Origin of the sequence: Paenibacillus polymyxa M1 (assembly GCF_000237325.1) — a bacterium.
GTDB lineage: Bacteria > Bacillota > Bacilli > Paenibacillales > Paenibacillaceae > Paenibacillus > Paenibacillus polymyxa_C.
In genome coordinates, this window is sequence record NC_017542.1 from 2,185,850 (window position 1) to 2,200,780 (window position 14,931).

The window sequence follows — 14,931 nt, forward strand, 5'->3', positions numbered from 1 at the left end:
AAACAGGGGTGTTTAACATGTGTGCTTACCGGGTGCTGGTTGTAGATGATTCGGCCTTTATGCGCAAAATTATTACAGATCTAATTGTAAGGGATGAGTCGTTCAACATCGTAGGTACAGCCGCCAATGGCAGAGAGGCTGTAGAGAAAGTGAAAGAATTGCAGCCTGATTTGGTCACCATGGATGTCGAAATGCCTGAAATGAATGGTCTTGAAGCGTTGCCACTGATTATGGCAGCCCATCCGCTACCTGTCATTATGCTGTCAGGCATCAATGAACAAGGCATGAAGGAGACCATCATGGCTTTGGAGGCAGGGGCTTTTGATTTTATAAGAAAGCCTTCCATTGCTCATGCGCAAGATATTGAGCAGGTGAGCAAGGCATTGCTCGAACAGATGCATACTGCTATGCAAGCAGTACGCAGCCGCTTGGAGCGCAAGGAAGCTAATGAACGCAAAGCTGCATTGGAACAAGCGAAAAAAACGCCAATGGAAAAGCCACCTGGACAGGCTGTGACTGAGAAACGAGCTGGAAGTCAAGCTTCGGCAGACAAGCCTCCTGTTGTTCCGCTTGCTTCTCCACCTGCTGCATCGGCTCAGCCAAAGAAAGATGCTGGGAAGTCCGTCCCAACAGCTGCCAAGCAGGAAACTAAAAAACAGCTGTCTGGAACAGCTGCTACAGCTGATCGCATAGACAAGCCAGCTGTTCAGCCAAGGAAACCAGTGCAAGCACCTCATGTGCAGAAGAAAGAAGACTTGTCCATGGGTACGGGAATAACGTCGGGACAACTGAAGAGCTCTGAGCCGACCGCTGGCAAATCGATGCAGGGTAAGGATAAAGCAGGGTTGGTCAAGCCGGAATCACGGAAGACGGTAACTTCATCAGCTTCTTCCACTCCTGCGGCTACAACGCCTCCAGTAACAGCACCTACAGTTCCAGCCGCACCAAAGGGATTGTCACTTAAAAAAGGTGTACACACGTCCAGCTTTCGAAAACTGGTGGCGGTCGGATGTTCTACGGGCGGACCACGGGCGCTGAAGACGCTGTTGGAGCGCATCCCTGGGGATTTTCCAGCTCCAATCGTTATCGTTCAGCATATGCCGCCAAACTTCACTCGTTCGCTAGCCCAACGGTTGAATACGTTGAGTCCACTACGAGTGGTGGAGGCTGAGCAGGGGATGACGCTGGAGACGGGAACAGCCTACATCGCTCCAGGGGGATATCAGCTAAGAATTGTGCCTGGAGCCGGTGGTAAATACACTGTGTCACTGAAGATGGAGGAGGCTCGCAATGGTCACCGTCCTTCCGTAGATACGATGTTCGAATCACTGCTCTCGTTAACCTCGCTGGAAAGACATCTAGTATTGCTTACTGGAATGGGGAGCGACGGGGCTAAAATGATGAAAAAGCTTTATGACGCTGGGGTTCAATCCACATTTGCTGAAAATGAGGAGACTTGTGTAGTGTACGGAATGCCCCGCTCAGCAGTTGAATTAAAATGTGTGCGCCACCTTCTGCCAATGCAGGAGATCGCCCCCAAGCTTGTACAAGTTGTGAAATAATCGGAGTGTAACTCATGGAGGAGGTGTCTCACAATGGACATGAACCAATATTTAAACATGTTTATTGATGAGTCGAATGATCATCTGCAATCTCTTAACGAAAATATGCTTCAACTGGAAAGCAACCCAACCGATCTAGGCATCGTTCAGGTGATTTTCCGTTCTGCCCATACCCTCAAAGGAATGGCTGCTACGATGGGGTTTGAAGACCTGGCATCGCTCACTCACCAAATGGAAAACGTTCTTGATCTGGTACGTAACAACAAGCTGGCGATGCATGAATTTATATTCGATACCTTATTTAAAGGTTTGGATGCCCTGGAATCCATGGTGCAGCACATTACAGAGGGAGGCGATGGAAAAGCGGATGTCTCCTCTATTGTATCTTCATTACAATCCATCGTGAGCGGGGATTTCCTAAAGTCCGGCTCAAATGCCGCCGCTGAGGAGTCTCCTTCTGCAAAAGCGGGCACTAACGATAGTGCTGGATTGGTTTTGGACCAATTCCAGTATTCTGTACTGGAGCAATCGATTTCAGAAGGGCATCGTGTTCACTATATACAGGTAACAATTAGTTCAGAGAGCCAGCTGAAGGCAGCACGTGCCTTTATGGTATTTAACACATTGGAAAACTCTGGTGAAATTGTCAAGGCCTATCCATCCGTACAGGATATCGAGCAGGAAAAATTCGAACAAAGCTTCTCGTTATATTACATAACGCAGAAAGAAGTTGGGGAGCTGGAAAAGGAAATCGCGGGTATCTCTGAAATTGACACTGTCTCAGTGGTACAACTGGATCAGGAATCCCTTAAACAAATGAGCGAAGTTACTGCTGGACTCGCTGAGACAGCGGCGGTACAGGAAGCACCTGTTGCCGTGCAGCCAACCGCTCCATCCCAGCCGCAGTCTCCAGCTGCGGCCTCTGTCGCCAAGCCAGCCGCAGGTAAAGCGCCAGTAGCCAAGACGGCTGCTCCTACGCACAACCGTACGATTCGCGTAGATATTGAACGTCTGGATGTACTTATGAATTTATTCAGCGAGTTGCTCATTGACCGTGTGCGTTTAGAACAGTTAGCCAGTGAGGCTTCCAATCCAGCACTGACAGAAACGGTTGAGCATATGAGTCGTGTGAGCAGTGATTTGCAAAATGTTGTTCTTAAATTGCGGATGGTACCTGTAGATACTGTTTTCAACCGTTTCCCGCGTATGGTTCGCGATCTGGCCAAGTCGCTGGATAAAAAACTGGAATTGGTTATTACTGGAGCAGAGACTGAAATGGATCGGACTGTTATCGACGAAATTGGCGATCCTCTGGTGCATTTGCTTCGTAACTCCGTGGATCATGGCATCGAGTCAGTGGCCGACCGGATTGCAGCTGGCAAACCAGAAACTGGAACGGTTCAACTGCGTGCTTTTCATAGCGGTAATAACGTATTTATCGAGATTGAGGATGATGGGAACGGGATTAACCGTGAAAAGGTACTAAACAGTGCTATTTCCAAAGGGATTATGACAGCAGAACAAGCAGCTTCAATGACCGACGAGGAAGCTTATCAAGTATTGTTTGCTCCAGGCTTTAGTACAGCTGCAGTCATTTCAGACGTATCAGGACGCGGTGTCGGTCTGGATGTTGTTAAATCCAAAATCACTGCTTTGGGTGGTAATGTTACGGTTCACTCCACATTGGGCCAGGGCACTAATTTCTCTGTACAATTGCCGCTGACTCTATCCATTATTGCAGCCATGATGATACAGATCGGTTCTGAAAAATATGCGATTCCTTTGTCTTCCATTGTGGAAACTGCGATCGTCAAACGTAAGCAAATCCGTTCTGTGCATGGCAATAAGATGATTGCTTTCCGCGATTCTCATATCCCGCTTATCTCCTTGAGTCAGCTGTTTGAGGTACCGGACTTCAACGAAGATGAAGAAGAAGAGACAGAGGTCGTGGTCATCCGTAAGGGAGACCGTCTGGCAGCTCTTTCCGTACAGGACTTTTTGGGACAAAGTGAAATCGTCCTTAAAAATCTGGGCAAGTATCTTCCAAACATCCAAGGAATTTCAGGTGCTACGATTCTGGGTGACGGTCAGGTTGCTTTGATCATTGACCCGAATGTTTTCATTAAATAATGTCTTCATTAAAAATGAAAGAAATGTGAGATTGCTGACATCAATAAGGAGGGTTTTTAGACATGGGAGAAGAAATTAAAGTTATCGTATTTAAGCTTGGTGAAGAAGAATACGGTGTTGAAGTAGAAAAAGTCCAATCTATTGAACGCATGGTGCCGATTACACGAGTTCCGAGAACTTACGATTTTGTTAAAGGCGTATTCAACATGAGAGGCGTGGTTATTCCGGTTATTGATCTTCGTGGCCGTTTTGGATTACCTGAAGCTGAATATACCGATCAAACCCGTATTATTATCGTTGCTGTGGGCGAAATGCAAGTCGGCTTTATCGTGGATTCAGCGAATGATGTAATTGACCTGAATACTGACAACATTGAGACACCACCGGAAGTGGTTGGCGGAGTTAAGGCGAAATACCTTCGCGGAGTTGCTAAAATTGGTGAAGAACGCCTGTTGATTATGCTGAACTTGTCCGAAGTTTTGAACCGTAGCGAAATGAACCAACTGGAAGGTTTAGAGGATTAATATATGGAAAATCTAGGAAATCTTGAAGACTTCAAGTTGGATGTATTGAAAGAAGTCGGCAACATTGGCTCGGGGAACGCTGCTACAGCGCTCTCCCGGCTTCTCAATAAACCAGTCGATATGGGTGTACCCAAAGTGCAAATGCTGCCCTTTGAGGAAATTGCGGACAAAGTCGGCGGAAATGAACAACTTGTTGTTGCAATATTTTTTAGAGTCGAAGGGGAAGCCCCTGGTAATCTATTCTTCATATTGCAACCTCAGGCGGCGAAAAGCTTACTTTCCCGTTTGGCGAATATTCCTTCGGATGACGAGGATAGCTTTAACGAAATGGAGCATTCAGCTCTGTCGGAGATCGGTAACATTTTAGCAGGCTCCTACCTTTCTTCGTTGGCGGATTTCACACGTTTATCCATGTATCCAACAGTCCCTGCGCTGGCACTGGATATGGCAGGAGCCATTCTCAGCTACGGACTGCTGCAGTTTGGGCAGATGGGGGATGCTGCTTTATTGATTGACACATCGTTTCTGGAAGGGCAGAATCATATTGAGGGTCAATTTTTCCTGATTCCTGATCCAGAATCGTTCGGGAAAATCTTTAGGTCGTTAGGAGTCCCGATGAACGATGATTGAGGATAAAAGCATCATTAAAGTCGGCATGGCAGATTTAAATGTTACCAGCAACCCGAACTCGATTCGCACGACAGGACTTGGCTCCTGCGTCGGATTGACCCTCTATGATCCTCATTTGAAACTGGCAGGCATGGCACATGTGATGTTACCGTCCTCGGATATTGCGCGTGAAGGGCAGTTGAATATTGCCAAATATGCAGATACAGCACTGCCAGAGTTGTTGGAGCGAATGTTGAAACTGGGTGCTGAACGGCGCAGACTGATTGCCAAAATGGCAGGAGGAGCGCAAATGTTTGCCTTTGCGGGTAGCGGAGACACCATGCGGATTGGCCCGCGCAATGTAGAATCGTGCAAGGAAATGCTTGTAGATCTGGGCATTCCTTTAATTGCGGAAGATACGGGTGGCAATTATGGACGAACGATTGAGTTAAACTCTGAAACTGGCGTTTTGAATATTCGAAGCGTACAAAAAGGTGTAAAGGAATTATAAACATGTTATTTGGTAGCTTACGCATTAATCTTTGGTCTGGAGTAGTCGGATTTATTCTGACTTTTGTGTTGTCCGTTGGCAGCAATCTGCTGACCACGAGCTTAATTCGTGGCTTAATCGCCTTCGTTTTTTGGTTCCTACTTGCATTTGTGCTGCGCTGGACACTGGGTGTGGTAGCGCGGCCAGATCTGGGTAATGCCCAAGACCGGGCAAGCTCTCAGGTAGATGGCGTAGGGGGAAATCTGGACCTGACGACACCAGACGAAAATGAAAACCTGAATGAATTGCTGAAACCGAAACCAGAGCAGACGGACGAGGGGAATAATGGTTTTGCACCTTTAAACCCACCCAAGCTGGTTTCCAACAAGGACCCTGAAGAATTGGCCAAGGCCGTTCGTCACCTGACAGACAAATAAGGAGGGTGAAGCCGATGAACGAGCGAAAAGCCGCTCATTTGAACCATTCCGACCTGTGGGAGCAATGGAAAGAATACGGTGACAAGGAAGCGAAGAAACAGTTAATTGAAAAGTATCTTCATATTGTGGAGTATGTGTCGGGCCGTCTTGCAGTAGGCTTACCTAAAAATGTATCCAAGGATGATCTGGCGAGCAACGGTGTTATGGGTTTGATTGATGCTTTAGAGAAATTTGATTATGAGCGTGGTTTGCAGTTTGAGACGTATGCTTCTTGGCGTGTTCGTGGAGCAATTTTGGATGGCCTTCGTCAAGGAGATTGGGTTCCTCGTTCAGTTAGGGAAAAAGCGAAAAAAATCGAAGACGCCTACCAACATCTAGAACAAAGATATTTACGCACAGTAAGCGACGAAGAGATGAGTCATTATTTGGACGTCTCCGAGAAAGAGTTTCAAAGTATGATCCAGGAGGTCGCCGTGATGTCGATTGTTTCACTGGAGGACCCGATCCGCGAAGAAGAGTCGGAAACACGGCTTTCCCTGTTGGTGGACGAAAAGGCGAAAAATCCGGACCATAAGGTCAATGAATTCACACTTCGTGATGCCTTGGCACAAGGCATTGATAAATTAACTGAAAAAGAGCGTATCGTTGTTTCTTTATTGTATTACGAGGATCTGTCACTCAGCGAAATTGCTGAGGTCATGTCACTTTCTCCTTCGCGAATTTCTCAGTTGCATTCCAAAGCAATATTACGTCTGAGAGCGACACTGGACAAACAACGGGATTTGCTAATGCGTAAAGATTAACGTACGGGAGGTTACAGTAACAGTTAGACGGAAGGAGCACCCATGTGGAGAAGCAGTATGCTTTGGATCAGTTTTTAAAAGTGGTTGTCTCACCTGACAAACAATCCGCCTACTTGGAGTTTGCCAAACGTGAAGAAGGCTTTGCCTGTTCTGTGCAAGAATTAGAACGTTTTCTAAGCAACCAAAAAATATCCTACGGTGTAATTACCGATGCAATTCGCACATTTGCGGCAAATCCGGAAGATCATTTCTTCGGGAAATTACTGATTGCTCAGGGAAAGCAGCCGATTCATGGTACAGATGGGAAAATAAATCTGGCCGATATTGTGACCGGTGAAGATGCACATAAGCCACTTGAAACTGTGGATGGACGGGTGGATTATAAAGAATTAACTCGTTTAAGAAATGTAAAACGTGGACAACTGATTGCCGAACGGGTGGATCCTCTGCCGGGTGTACCAGGGATTGCTGTAACCGGAGAGGAAATTCCTTTTCTTCCAGGTAAAGAGGCGCGTTTTAAAGTTGGCAAAAATGTAGTGATCCATCCGGAAGGCGTTGCGATGTATGCGGCTATTGATGGTTTAGTGACTACAACTGAAAAGGGCAAGCTTAATGTATTCCCTGTGTATGAAGTGAACGGGGATGTCGATTATAGCGTCGGTAACATTGATTTTGTTGGAACCGTCGTCATTCGCGGGAATGTCTTGACAGGTTTTCGCGTTCGGGCGGCTGGTGACATTCGTGTCATTGGCGGTGTGGAAGGCGCTGAAATTGAGGCGGATGGCTCAGTGGAAATCAGCGGGGGTATTATCGGATACCATAAAGGATTCGTGAAAGCTGCACAAAATGTGAAATGCTCGTTTATACAAGATGGTAACGTGATCGCGGGAGCCGATGTACTTGTATCCCAGAGTATCATGCATTCCCAGATCAAAGCGAGTAATAATGTAATCTGCGAAGGGACAAAAGGGCTTATCGTAGGTGGCAGTGTACAAGCTGGTAAAAAGGTAGTGGCTCGTACCGTCGGTAATACGATGTCCACAGCTACCAATATCGAAGTGGGTGTGCTTCCCGAACTGCGTGATGAGCTGACAGAACTCCGCGCACGATTGAAGCAGCAGACAGACAGCCAGGATAAAACGAACAAGGCTCTCACAATATTGGATCAGCTAGCGGCTGTCGGTCAGCTCGCACCTGATAGAATGGCTATGCGAATCAAGCTGACATCTACTAAAAAATCCAATGAACAGGAACTTTTGGAAACCAAGTCCAGAATGCTTGAAATAGAACGAACTTTAGAAGATACGAGCCGCGCCCGGGTAGAAGTGAAAAATGTGATTTATGGTGGCTCTAAGATAGTTATCGGCAGATATACAAAATTTATTAAAGATTCTTTGGAAAGAATGGCGTTTTATTACCATGAGGGAGATATCAGCATGTCCTCCTACATGTAATTCATTACACTGATAATAATTCAATTTATTATATTTCTTGGTAGTCTGATACGGATGCCCAATCGGAAAGGGTGTGGTCCAATGAGCTTGAAGGCTGTTGAATTGCAAATTGCTGTACCTCGCACTAGTGAAGCAGGGAAATACCATAGTGAGTCTCAGCAGCGACCGATGAATGACCAGGCATTACTTGGACAAAAGACTGCGCTGGAGACGGAGAACACGCGTCAGCGAAGCGGTGCCATAGACCAGTCTGCAGAAACATTCGTCGGTGAGAGGCAAACAGGTGAGCAGAGTAGAGATTCTTCCCAGCAGAGTCGCTCCCGCTCAGATGAGACTGAGCTGCCTAAGGAGCATCCGGCAGAGCATCCGTATAAGGGACATCATATTGATTTTTCGCTCTGATCCGATGGGTGGAGTAGCGTTATAAAAGGAGACGATGGGCAGTGGATCAACCATGGATTTATATTGTTCTGCTGGGAGCCGCAGCTGTTGTCTACGCCTGGCTTATGCCAAAGCGCCAGCCAAGCCGGGGAACAGAAGAGGCCGTCGTTCAAAAGGTTGAGGCTACATTGGAGCAATATATGGCCGATATTGAAAACGACAATGACGAGTTGATTGAACTCGTATCTGGTATGAAGCAGGAGCACGCGGTTAAGCAGGCAGCATTACAGGAGCAAGTAACTGAGCTTCGGAATCGTATTGTGGAGCTTGAGCGTCAGGCAATGCTTGCTACCGTCTCTATGCCAATCTCAGATTCAGAAGCTTCTATCGTAACTTTGGAGGAGCAAACGGCATTGCAAGAGCCTCAAACTGAGCAGGAACAAGAGTCCATCCGAGATCGTTATCAAGAGTTGTTCGCGATGCATGAGCAAGGCAAGTCGGTGGATTATATAGCCAAGCAATCAGGCATCCAGCGGGGCGAAGTACAGCTCATATTACAACTCGCGGAACGGGAGGATGTGACATGATCAAAAACCGCTCATTTATGTTAGGCATGGGTACGGGTCTTATAATGGGGGCATTGTTGTTGCAACTGGCAATAATTGGTCAGGGGCAGTCGCAGCAATCTTCGACAGACCCGAAAAACATGACGCGAGAACAACTAGAGAAGGCAGCAGCCGAGTTAAATCTTCAGATCAGTGACAGTTCTGATCCGAAAATGACAGAAGAGGAATGGCGTAATAAGCTGATCAAGGAAGGCAACAAGACTCCCGTTGCACCTCAAAAGGCTAAACCAGCTCAAACGCCTTCAACACCAAAGGTACCTGCAAACAGCACATCCTCGGCTGCTTCTAAGCCTTCGACTAGCACGTCGGTACCACAAAGTCCGAACAAGCCACAAACTCAAAGAGCTGGCACTATAACCACTCCCGATATTCCCAAGCAGCCTGCCACCCCACAAGTGCAATATAGCATTGCATCGGGGAGTAATTTAAGAAGTGTGGCATCTGGATTGGAACGGGCTGGAGTCGTATCGGATGCTAGTGCATTTGAGGCAGCAGCTAAGGCTAAAAAAATCAATACCAAAATTCGTACAGGCACCTATCAGTTTGCTAAAGGTGAGGATTTCAGTTCTATTATTACTAAAATAACGAAGAAGCCGTCCAACTGACCTAATCGGGAAGAGGACGGCTTTTTATTTTTTTCGATGCGAATAAAGAATTTTCTTAGTGTTTAGTTCAAAAGCGGGGATCCCCCCCTATAATAGCTTACAACATAGCCTATTGTAATTCAGAGCTAGTGGATATAAAAAAAGACCCCTGAAGGATTCTAAGGTCATCTCATGGCGGCTTACACCACGATGTATTGTTAAAACTGCCCTCAATCCGGATCAATGCAGCTCTACCGAGAGGGGGCATTATCGCCTTAATTCTCGGGTATAAATATTTGCCGAAATCCGGCCGTCATCGGCGTGTGCCTCGCGCCGATCGCCTTCTCCATCCTGGCGTATGGTGTAAGCGAAGGCGGCACCAGTTGGTCCAAGACTTAGACGATCATGGGCTTGACCATCGGCGGCATTGCGCTCATCCTTTTCATCTTCGTGGAACTGGCACAGAAGCAGCCGCTGCTGGAGCTGAAGGCGTTCAAATCGTCTGATTTTACACGCAGCATCATCTTGACGTGGATCGTACAGCTCGCGTTGTTCGGCGCAATGCTGATCGTACCGCTGTACCTGCAAGGCGTCATGCACTACACCGCCCTTGAAACCGGCTGGATCGTGATACCTTATGCGTTATGCGCCGGAATCGGCAACCCGATCAGCGGCGGGCTGTTCGACAAAATCGGCGCGCGTCCGCTCGCCTTCGCCGGTCTTGCCGTCCTATCCATTTCTCTATTCATCTTGTCCAATATATCTGTGGATCCTTCGCTCTGGGTTATTATCTTATGCATCTGCACCATGGGTCTCGGAATGGGCTTCTCCATGATGCCGCTCAACACGCATGTTCTGAACTCTGCACCTCGCCGCCTGGTGAGCCGAGTCACACCATTGACAACAGCAGCTCAGCAAGTTGTTCTCTCGTTGCGGTCGTGGGTCTGACGAGTTATCTGACGTCGCAAATCACTTCCCACACCGCAAATGCGGGAGCGGACGCGAATCCGCTGAATGCTGTCGTTACGGGTTATGGCGATACGTTTTTCCTATCCGCGTGCCTTACGACTGCGGGTGTAGCTCTGTCGCTCCTTTTGCGTAAACCGCAGCAGCAGGAAGAAGGTACCGCCGACGGGGACAACCCGGACCCGGCGATGATGGGTCACTAATCGCGAATCGGTACGATTTTATTCGTGTGCAAAAAGCCTTGGCCGTTAGTCGGTCAAGGCTTTTTGCTGGTACGCCCAGCATGGCGTCATCTATATATAAAAGACTAGCACAGATTCGGCTAATAGGGCACATATTGGAACTATCCTGCCCGTTCAATGCAGTGCGAGAGTCTAACACTTTATTTTCACAAACATTTTGCTAAGAAGCCAGGCAGATGGAAGTGTACAGGACGTTTTTCACACGGTTTCGACTATTGTCGAAAAGCTGGTTGCAACGCTGCAAGTGTTATGGTATATTAATTGACGGTGTTAAAAACGCACGTCGGTTAATTTTATAGAGGGTGCTTCCAATAGGAAGTCTTTATAAAAAATGATGTCGGCGGAGGACACACAAAAAAACCAAACTTAGGAGGTGCGTGAAGATGGCAGTAATCTCCATGAAACAGCTTTTGGAAGCTGGGGTTCACTTTGGTCACCAAACACGTCGCTGGAACCCGAAAATGGATCGTTATATCTTCACTGAAAGAAACGGTATTTACATCATTGACTTGCAAAAGACAGTGAAAAAGGTTGAGGAAGCTTACAACTTCGTAAAAAGCATTGCAGCTGAGAATGGTACAATCCTGTTCGTAGGCACTAAGAAACAAGCACAAGATTCCGTTAAAGAAGAAGCAGCTCGCGCTGGTCAATTCTACATCAACCAACGCTGGTTGGGTGGTACACTGACTAACTTCCAAACCATTCAAAAACGTATTGATCGTTTGAAACAATTGGAAGCTTGGGAAGAAGATGGTACATTTGCTGTTCTTCCTAAAAAAGAAGTTATCATTCTTCGCAAAGAAAAAGATCGTCTTGAAAAATTCTTGGGTGGTATCAAAAACATGAAGGGCCTTCCAAGTGCTCTGTTCATCATTGATCCGCGCAAAGAACGTATCGCGGTTGCTGAAGCTCGCAAATTGGGTATCCCAATCGTAGGTATCGTTGATACAAACTGCGATCCAGACGAAATCGACTATGTTATCCCAGGTAATGACGACGCGATCCGCGCTGTTAAATTGCTGACAGGTAAAATGGCTGATGCAGTTATGGAAGCTAACCAAGGCGAAGAAACTACAGCATAATATTTCCGATCGGAAATACCTATACGAATTAAATGAAAAGGGTGGTTGGTAGGTGGAAAACCTCTCACTACCCTTTTTTTAAGGAATAAAGCTCGTATATACCACTGAAAATTAAATTTGGAGGGAAATAATATGGCAGTTAATGCTAGCGCAGTAAAAGAGCTTCGTGAAAAAACAGGCGCAGGAATGCTGGATTGTAAAAAAGCGCTTGAAGAAGCAAATGGTGATTTGACAAAAGCGGTTGAAGTTCTGCGTGAAAAAGGACTTGCAGCTGCAGCCAACAAAGCAGGCCGTATTGCTACTGAAGGCGTTGTTGAATCCTACATCCATGCTGGCGGCCGTATCGGCGTGCTGGTAGAAGTAAACTGCGAAACAGACTTCGTAGCGAAAACTGACCAGTTCAAAGATTTTGTTCGTGACATTGCAATGCATATCGCTGCATCGAACCCTCGTTATGTTCGTCGCGAAGAAGTGCCACAGGAAGAGATTGAAAAAGAAAAAGAAATCCTGAAAGCACAAGCTTTGAACGAAGGTAAACCAGAAAAAATCGTTGAAAAAATGGTTGAAGGCCGCATCGGTAAATTCTACGAAGAATTCTGCTTGCTGGAGCAATCTTTCATTAAAGATCCAGACAAAACAATCTCCACACTGATCAACGAGAAAATCAGTACGATTGGTGAAAACATCTCCGTACGCCGCTTTGTTCGTTTCGAACTGGGTGAAGGTCTGGAGAAAAAAGAAGACAACTTCTACGAAGAAGTTATGTCTCAAGTGAAACAATAATTACCAACGATCGGTAAATGCATATGAATAAACAGAAATGGAACACATCAGTGTTCCATTTCTTGCAACAGGACACCTATCCTGTTACATAAATAATATATGAAATTGGAGGGTGATCATTTGGAAAAACCTGTATTTAAACGTGTTGTTCTGAAAGTTAGTGGGGAGTCGCTGTCAGGTCCTAACGGTTACGGTATTGATGCGGATACAATTGCGTCGATTGCTGAACAAGTTAAGGACGTGGTGGAACTAGGAGTAGAAGTTGCTATTGTGTGCGGAGGCGGTAATATCTGGCGTGGTATTGCTGGAAGTGCCAATGGGATTGACCGGGCAACGGCAGATTACATGGGTATGCTTGCAACCGTGATGAACTCATTGGCTCTACAGGATGCTTTGGAACAGATTGAAGTGCCTACGCGTGTACAAACGTCCATCGCAATGCAACAGATTGCAGAACCTTACATTCGCCGTAGAGCTATTCGTCATCTGGAAAAAGGTCGGGTCGTAATTTTTGCTGCAGGTACGGGTAATCCGTTCTTCTCGACTGATACTACAGCTGCTTTGCGTGCTGCAGAGATCGAAGCAGAAGTAATTCTGATGGCTAAAAATAAAGTAGATGGTGTGTACTCCGCCGATCCGTTTAAAGATAGCACAGCTGAAAAATATGAGCAGCTCACGTATTTGGATGTGCTTAACAAAAATCTTGGTGTCATGGATTCTACAGCTTCCTCGCTGTGCATGGATAACAATATTCCGTTGATTGTCTTTGCTATTACAGAGCAAGGTAACATTAAACGTGTCGTACTGGGTGAAAAAATTGGTACGATCGTCAAAGGGAGTGTAAATTAATGCCACAATCTGTGAAAAAGAGCGCTGAAGAGCGCATGCAAAAAGCAATCCAGGCATTGCAACGTGATCTTGCATCATTGCGTGCAGGACGGGCAACACCAGCATTACTGGACCGTGTGCAGGTTGAATATTACGGCGCAATGACTCCAGTCAATCAGCTGGCGAATATCAATACACCTGACAGTCGGACTTTGATGATTCAGCCTTGGGACAAATCTTCTTTGGCTGATATCGAACGCGCTATCCAAAAATCCGATTTAGGTTTGACACCTTCGAATGATGGTAACACCATTCGTCTGAGTATTCCTGCTTTAACGGAGGAGCGCAGAACTGATTTGGTGAAGCTGACGAAAAAGAGCGGTGAAGAAGCGAAAATCGCTATTCGTAACATTCGTCGTGATGCAAACGATGATATTAAAAAAATGGAGAAAAGTGATATTTCCGAGGACGAATCTCGTAAGCATCAGGAAGATATCCAGAAGACGACTGATAAGTTTATCGCTGAAGTGGATAAAGTTTTAGCTGCAAAAGAAAAAGAAATTATGGAAGTTTAAAAAGATTGGCAGCCCCTCCCTTACGGTGGGGTTTGTCTCTTTTCAAGCCTGAGGCACATTTTCAGAGAATGCTGGAGGAACTGGAATGATCAAACGGGTTCGGTCTTGGTGGAACGGGGAACAAAAACAGCAAACACCGGCCATTTCAAAAGACAATATTCCGCAGCATGTTGCTGTCATCATGGATGGGAACGGCAGATGGGCCAAACGGATTGGAATGCCGCGGATTGTAGGGCATCAAAATGGAATGAAGGCAGTGAAACGCACAGCAATTGCAGCGGATGAACTGGGTATTAAGTATTTAACTTTATTTGCTTTTTCAACTGAGAATTGGACGCGTCCAAAGGACGAAGTTGATTTTCTAATGAAACTGCCTCAAGAATTTTTGGCAATTGAGCTGGATGAGCTGATTGAAAAAAATGTGCAAGTGCGTATGATGGGGAACAAGGAACATTTACCTTCCCATACCGTTGAAGCGCTGACTGAAGCGACTCGACGTACTGAAAATAATACCGGACTTGTACTTAATTTTGCATTAAATTATGGAAGTCGGTTGGAAATCACAGAGTGCATGCAAGCATTGGGCCGACAAATTGAGGATGGAAAGCTGAAGCCGGAAGATATAACATCTGAGCTAATTGGCAACACGTTGCTTTCTACTGGTATGCCAGATCCTGATTTATTGATTCGAACAAGCGGGGAACTTAGACTCAGTAATTTTATGCTTTGGCAGCTTGCATATAGTGAGTTGTGGTTTACTGATATTTATTGGCCCGAGTTTAAAAAAGAGCATTTATACGAAGCAGTGATCGAATATCAGAAAAGATCACGACGGTATGGCGGACTGAAGTAAAT

At 46.2% G+C, this 14,931-nt stretch carries 17 protein-coding genes; all 17 read left to right on the forward strand.

The window, feature by feature from the left end:
• Positions 1 to 17 precede the first annotated feature (17 nt).
• Positions 18 to 1,562: a chemotaxis protein CheB gene (locus PPM_RS09970; RefSeq protein WP_014599666.1), complete on the forward strand. Its 1,545-nt coding sequence runs from the start codon at positions 18 to 20 to the stop codon at positions 1,560 to 1,562.
• 33 nt (positions 1,563 to 1,595) lie between these two features.
• The gene (locus PPM_RS09975) at positions 1,596 to 3,692 is read left to right on the forward strand and encodes a chemotaxis protein CheA (RefSeq protein WP_013370695.1); all 2,097 of its coding nucleotides are present in this window, start codon (positions 1,596 to 1,598) and stop codon (positions 3,690 to 3,692) included.
• Between the two features lie 62 nt (positions 3,693 to 3,754).
• On the forward strand, positions 3,755 to 4,216 hold the full coding sequence (locus PPM_RS09980; RefSeq protein WP_013370696.1) for a chemotaxis protein CheW: 462 nt from the start codon (positions 3,755 to 3,757) through the stop codon (positions 4,214 to 4,216).
• Positions 4,217 to 4,219: 3 nt separating this feature from the next.
• Positions 4,220 to 4,846 carry a chemotaxis protein CheC gene (locus PPM_RS09985; RefSeq protein ID WP_013370697.1) on the forward strand — a complete coding sequence of 209 codons (627 nt, stop codon included), beginning with the start codon at positions 4,220 to 4,222 and terminating at the stop codon, positions 4,844 to 4,846.
• Positions 4,839 to 5,336, forward strand: a complete 498-nt coding sequence (locus PPM_RS09990; protein ID WP_013370698.1) for a chemotaxis protein CheD — start codon at positions 4,839 to 4,841, stop codon at positions 5,334 to 5,336. Before PPM_RS09985 ends, PPM_RS09990 begins: the two co-directional genes overlap by 8 nt.
• A gap of 2 nt (positions 5,337 to 5,338) precedes the next feature.
• Positions 5,339 to 5,752, forward strand: a complete 414-nt coding sequence (locus PPM_RS09995) for a hypothetical protein (RefSeq protein ID WP_013370699.1) — start codon at positions 5,339 to 5,341, stop codon at positions 5,750 to 5,752.
• A gap of 14 nt (positions 5,753 to 5,766) precedes the next feature.
• Positions 5,767 to 6,555 carry a FliA/WhiG family RNA polymerase sigma factor gene (locus PPM_RS10000; protein WP_013370700.1) on the forward strand — a complete coding sequence of 263 codons (789 nt, stop codon included), beginning with the start codon at positions 5,767 to 5,769 and terminating at the stop codon, positions 6,553 to 6,555.
• A 44-nt stretch (positions 6,556 to 6,599) separates the two neighbouring features.
• Positions 6,600 to 8,009, forward strand: a complete 1,410-nt coding sequence (locus PPM_RS10005; RefSeq protein ID WP_013370701.1) for a DUF342 domain-containing protein — start codon at positions 6,600 to 6,602, stop codon at positions 8,007 to 8,009.
• 81 nt (positions 8,010 to 8,090) lie between these two features.
• Entirely contained in the window at positions 8,091 to 8,411 is a 321-nt protein-coding gene (locus PPM_RS10010; RefSeq protein WP_043885928.1) for a hypothetical protein, read from the forward strand.
• A 41-nt stretch (positions 8,412 to 8,452) separates the two neighbouring features.
• A complete protein-coding gene (locus PPM_RS10015; protein ID WP_013370703.1) occupies positions 8,453 to 8,977 on the forward strand; it encodes a DUF6115 domain-containing protein in 525 nt (174 codons plus the stop codon).
• Complete coding sequence (locus PPM_RS10020) at positions 8,974 to 9,621, forward strand: endolytic transglycosylase MltG (protein WP_013370704.1); 648 nt, start codon at positions 8,974 to 8,976, stop codon at positions 9,619 to 9,621. Before PPM_RS10015 ends, PPM_RS10020 begins: the two co-directional genes overlap by 4 nt.
• Before the next feature lie 384 nt (positions 9,622 to 10,005).
• Positions 10,006 to 10,548, forward strand: a complete 543-nt coding sequence (locus PPM_RS27985) for an MFS transporter (RefSeq protein WP_014599668.1) — start codon at positions 10,006 to 10,008, stop codon at positions 10,546 to 10,548.
• Positions 10,549 to 11,191: 643 nt separating this feature from the next.
• Positions 11,192 to 11,890, forward strand: a complete 699-nt coding sequence (gene rpsB, locus PPM_RS10030; RefSeq protein WP_013309916.1) for a 30S ribosomal protein S2 — start codon at positions 11,192 to 11,194, stop codon at positions 11,888 to 11,890.
• A 132-nt stretch (positions 11,891 to 12,022) separates the two neighbouring features.
• Positions 12,023 to 12,673: a translation elongation factor Ts gene (gene tsf, locus PPM_RS10035; RefSeq protein ID WP_013370709.1), complete on the forward strand. Its 651-nt coding sequence runs from the start codon at positions 12,023 to 12,025 to the stop codon at positions 12,671 to 12,673.
• 120 nt (positions 12,674 to 12,793) lie between these two features.
• The gene (gene pyrH / locus PPM_RS10040; RefSeq protein WP_013309918.1) at positions 12,794 to 13,522 is read left to right on the forward strand and encodes a UMP kinase; all 729 of its coding nucleotides are present in this window, start codon (positions 12,794 to 12,796) and stop codon (positions 13,520 to 13,522) included.
• Positions 13,522 to 14,076 carry a ribosome recycling factor gene (gene frr, locus PPM_RS10045; protein WP_014599669.1) on the forward strand — a complete coding sequence of 185 codons (555 nt, stop codon included), beginning with the start codon at positions 13,522 to 13,524 and terminating at the stop codon, positions 14,074 to 14,076. The genes pyrH and frr overlap by 1 nt, the downstream gene beginning before the upstream one ends.
• Before the next feature lie 85 nt (positions 14,077 to 14,161).
• Positions 14,162 to 14,929: an isoprenyl transferase gene (locus PPM_RS10050; RefSeq protein ID WP_013370712.1), complete on the forward strand. Its 768-nt coding sequence runs from the start codon at positions 14,162 to 14,164 to the stop codon at positions 14,927 to 14,929.
• Positions 14,930 to 14,931: the final 2 nt, after the last annotated feature.

Excerpts from the sequence above, each read along its gene's own strand:
- PPM_RS09995 (WP_013370699.1), top strand. The coding sequence starts at position 5,339 with ATGTTATTTGGTAGCTTACGCATTAATCTTTGGTCTGGAGTAGTCGGA.
- PPM_RS27985 (WP_014599668.1), top strand. The coding sequence starts at position 10,006 with ATGGGCTTGACCATCGGCGGCATTGCGCTCATCCTTTTCATCTTCGTG.
- PPM_RS10010 (WP_043885928.1), top strand. The coding sequence starts at position 8,091 with ATGAGCTTGAAGGCTGTTGAATTGCAAATTGCTGTACCTCGCACTAGT.
- PPM_RS09970 (WP_014599666.1), top strand. The coding sequence starts at position 18 with ATGTGTGCTTACCGGGTGCTGGTTGTAGATGATTCGGCCTTTATGCGC.
- PPM_RS09980 (WP_013370696.1), top strand. The coding sequence starts at position 3,755 with ATGGGAGAAGAAATTAAAGTTATCGTATTTAAGCTTGGTGAAGAAGAA.
- PPM_RS09975 (WP_013370695.1), top strand. The coding sequence starts at position 1,596 with ATGGACATGAACCAATATTTAAACATGTTTATTGATGAGTCGAATGAT.
- tsf (WP_013370709.1), top strand. The coding sequence starts at position 12,023 with ATGGCAGTTAATGCTAGCGCAGTAAAAGAGCTTCGTGAAAAAACAGGC.
- PPM_RS10050 (WP_013370712.1), top strand. The coding sequence starts at position 14,162 with ATGATCAAACGGGTTCGGTCTTGGTGGAACGGGGAACAAAAACAGCAA.
- frr (WP_014599669.1), top strand. The coding sequence starts at position 13,522 with ATGCCACAATCTGTGAAAAAGAGCGCTGAAGAGCGCATGCAAAAAGCA.
- PPM_RS10000 (WP_013370700.1), top strand. The coding sequence starts at position 5,767 with ATGAACGAGCGAAAAGCCGCTCATTTGAACCATTCCGACCTGTGGGAG.
- rpsB (WP_013309916.1), top strand. The coding sequence starts at position 11,192 with ATGGCAGTAATCTCCATGAAACAGCTTTTGGAAGCTGGGGTTCACTTT.
- PPM_RS09985 (WP_013370697.1), top strand. The coding sequence starts at position 4,220 with ATGGAAAATCTAGGAAATCTTGAAGACTTCAAGTTGGATGTATTGAAA.
- PPM_RS10020 (WP_013370704.1), top strand. The coding sequence starts at position 8,974 with ATGATCAAAAACCGCTCATTTATGTTAGGCATGGGTACGGGTCTTATA.
- PPM_RS09990 (WP_013370698.1), top strand. The coding sequence starts at position 4,839 with ATGATTGAGGATAAAAGCATCATTAAAGTCGGCATGGCAGATTTAAAT.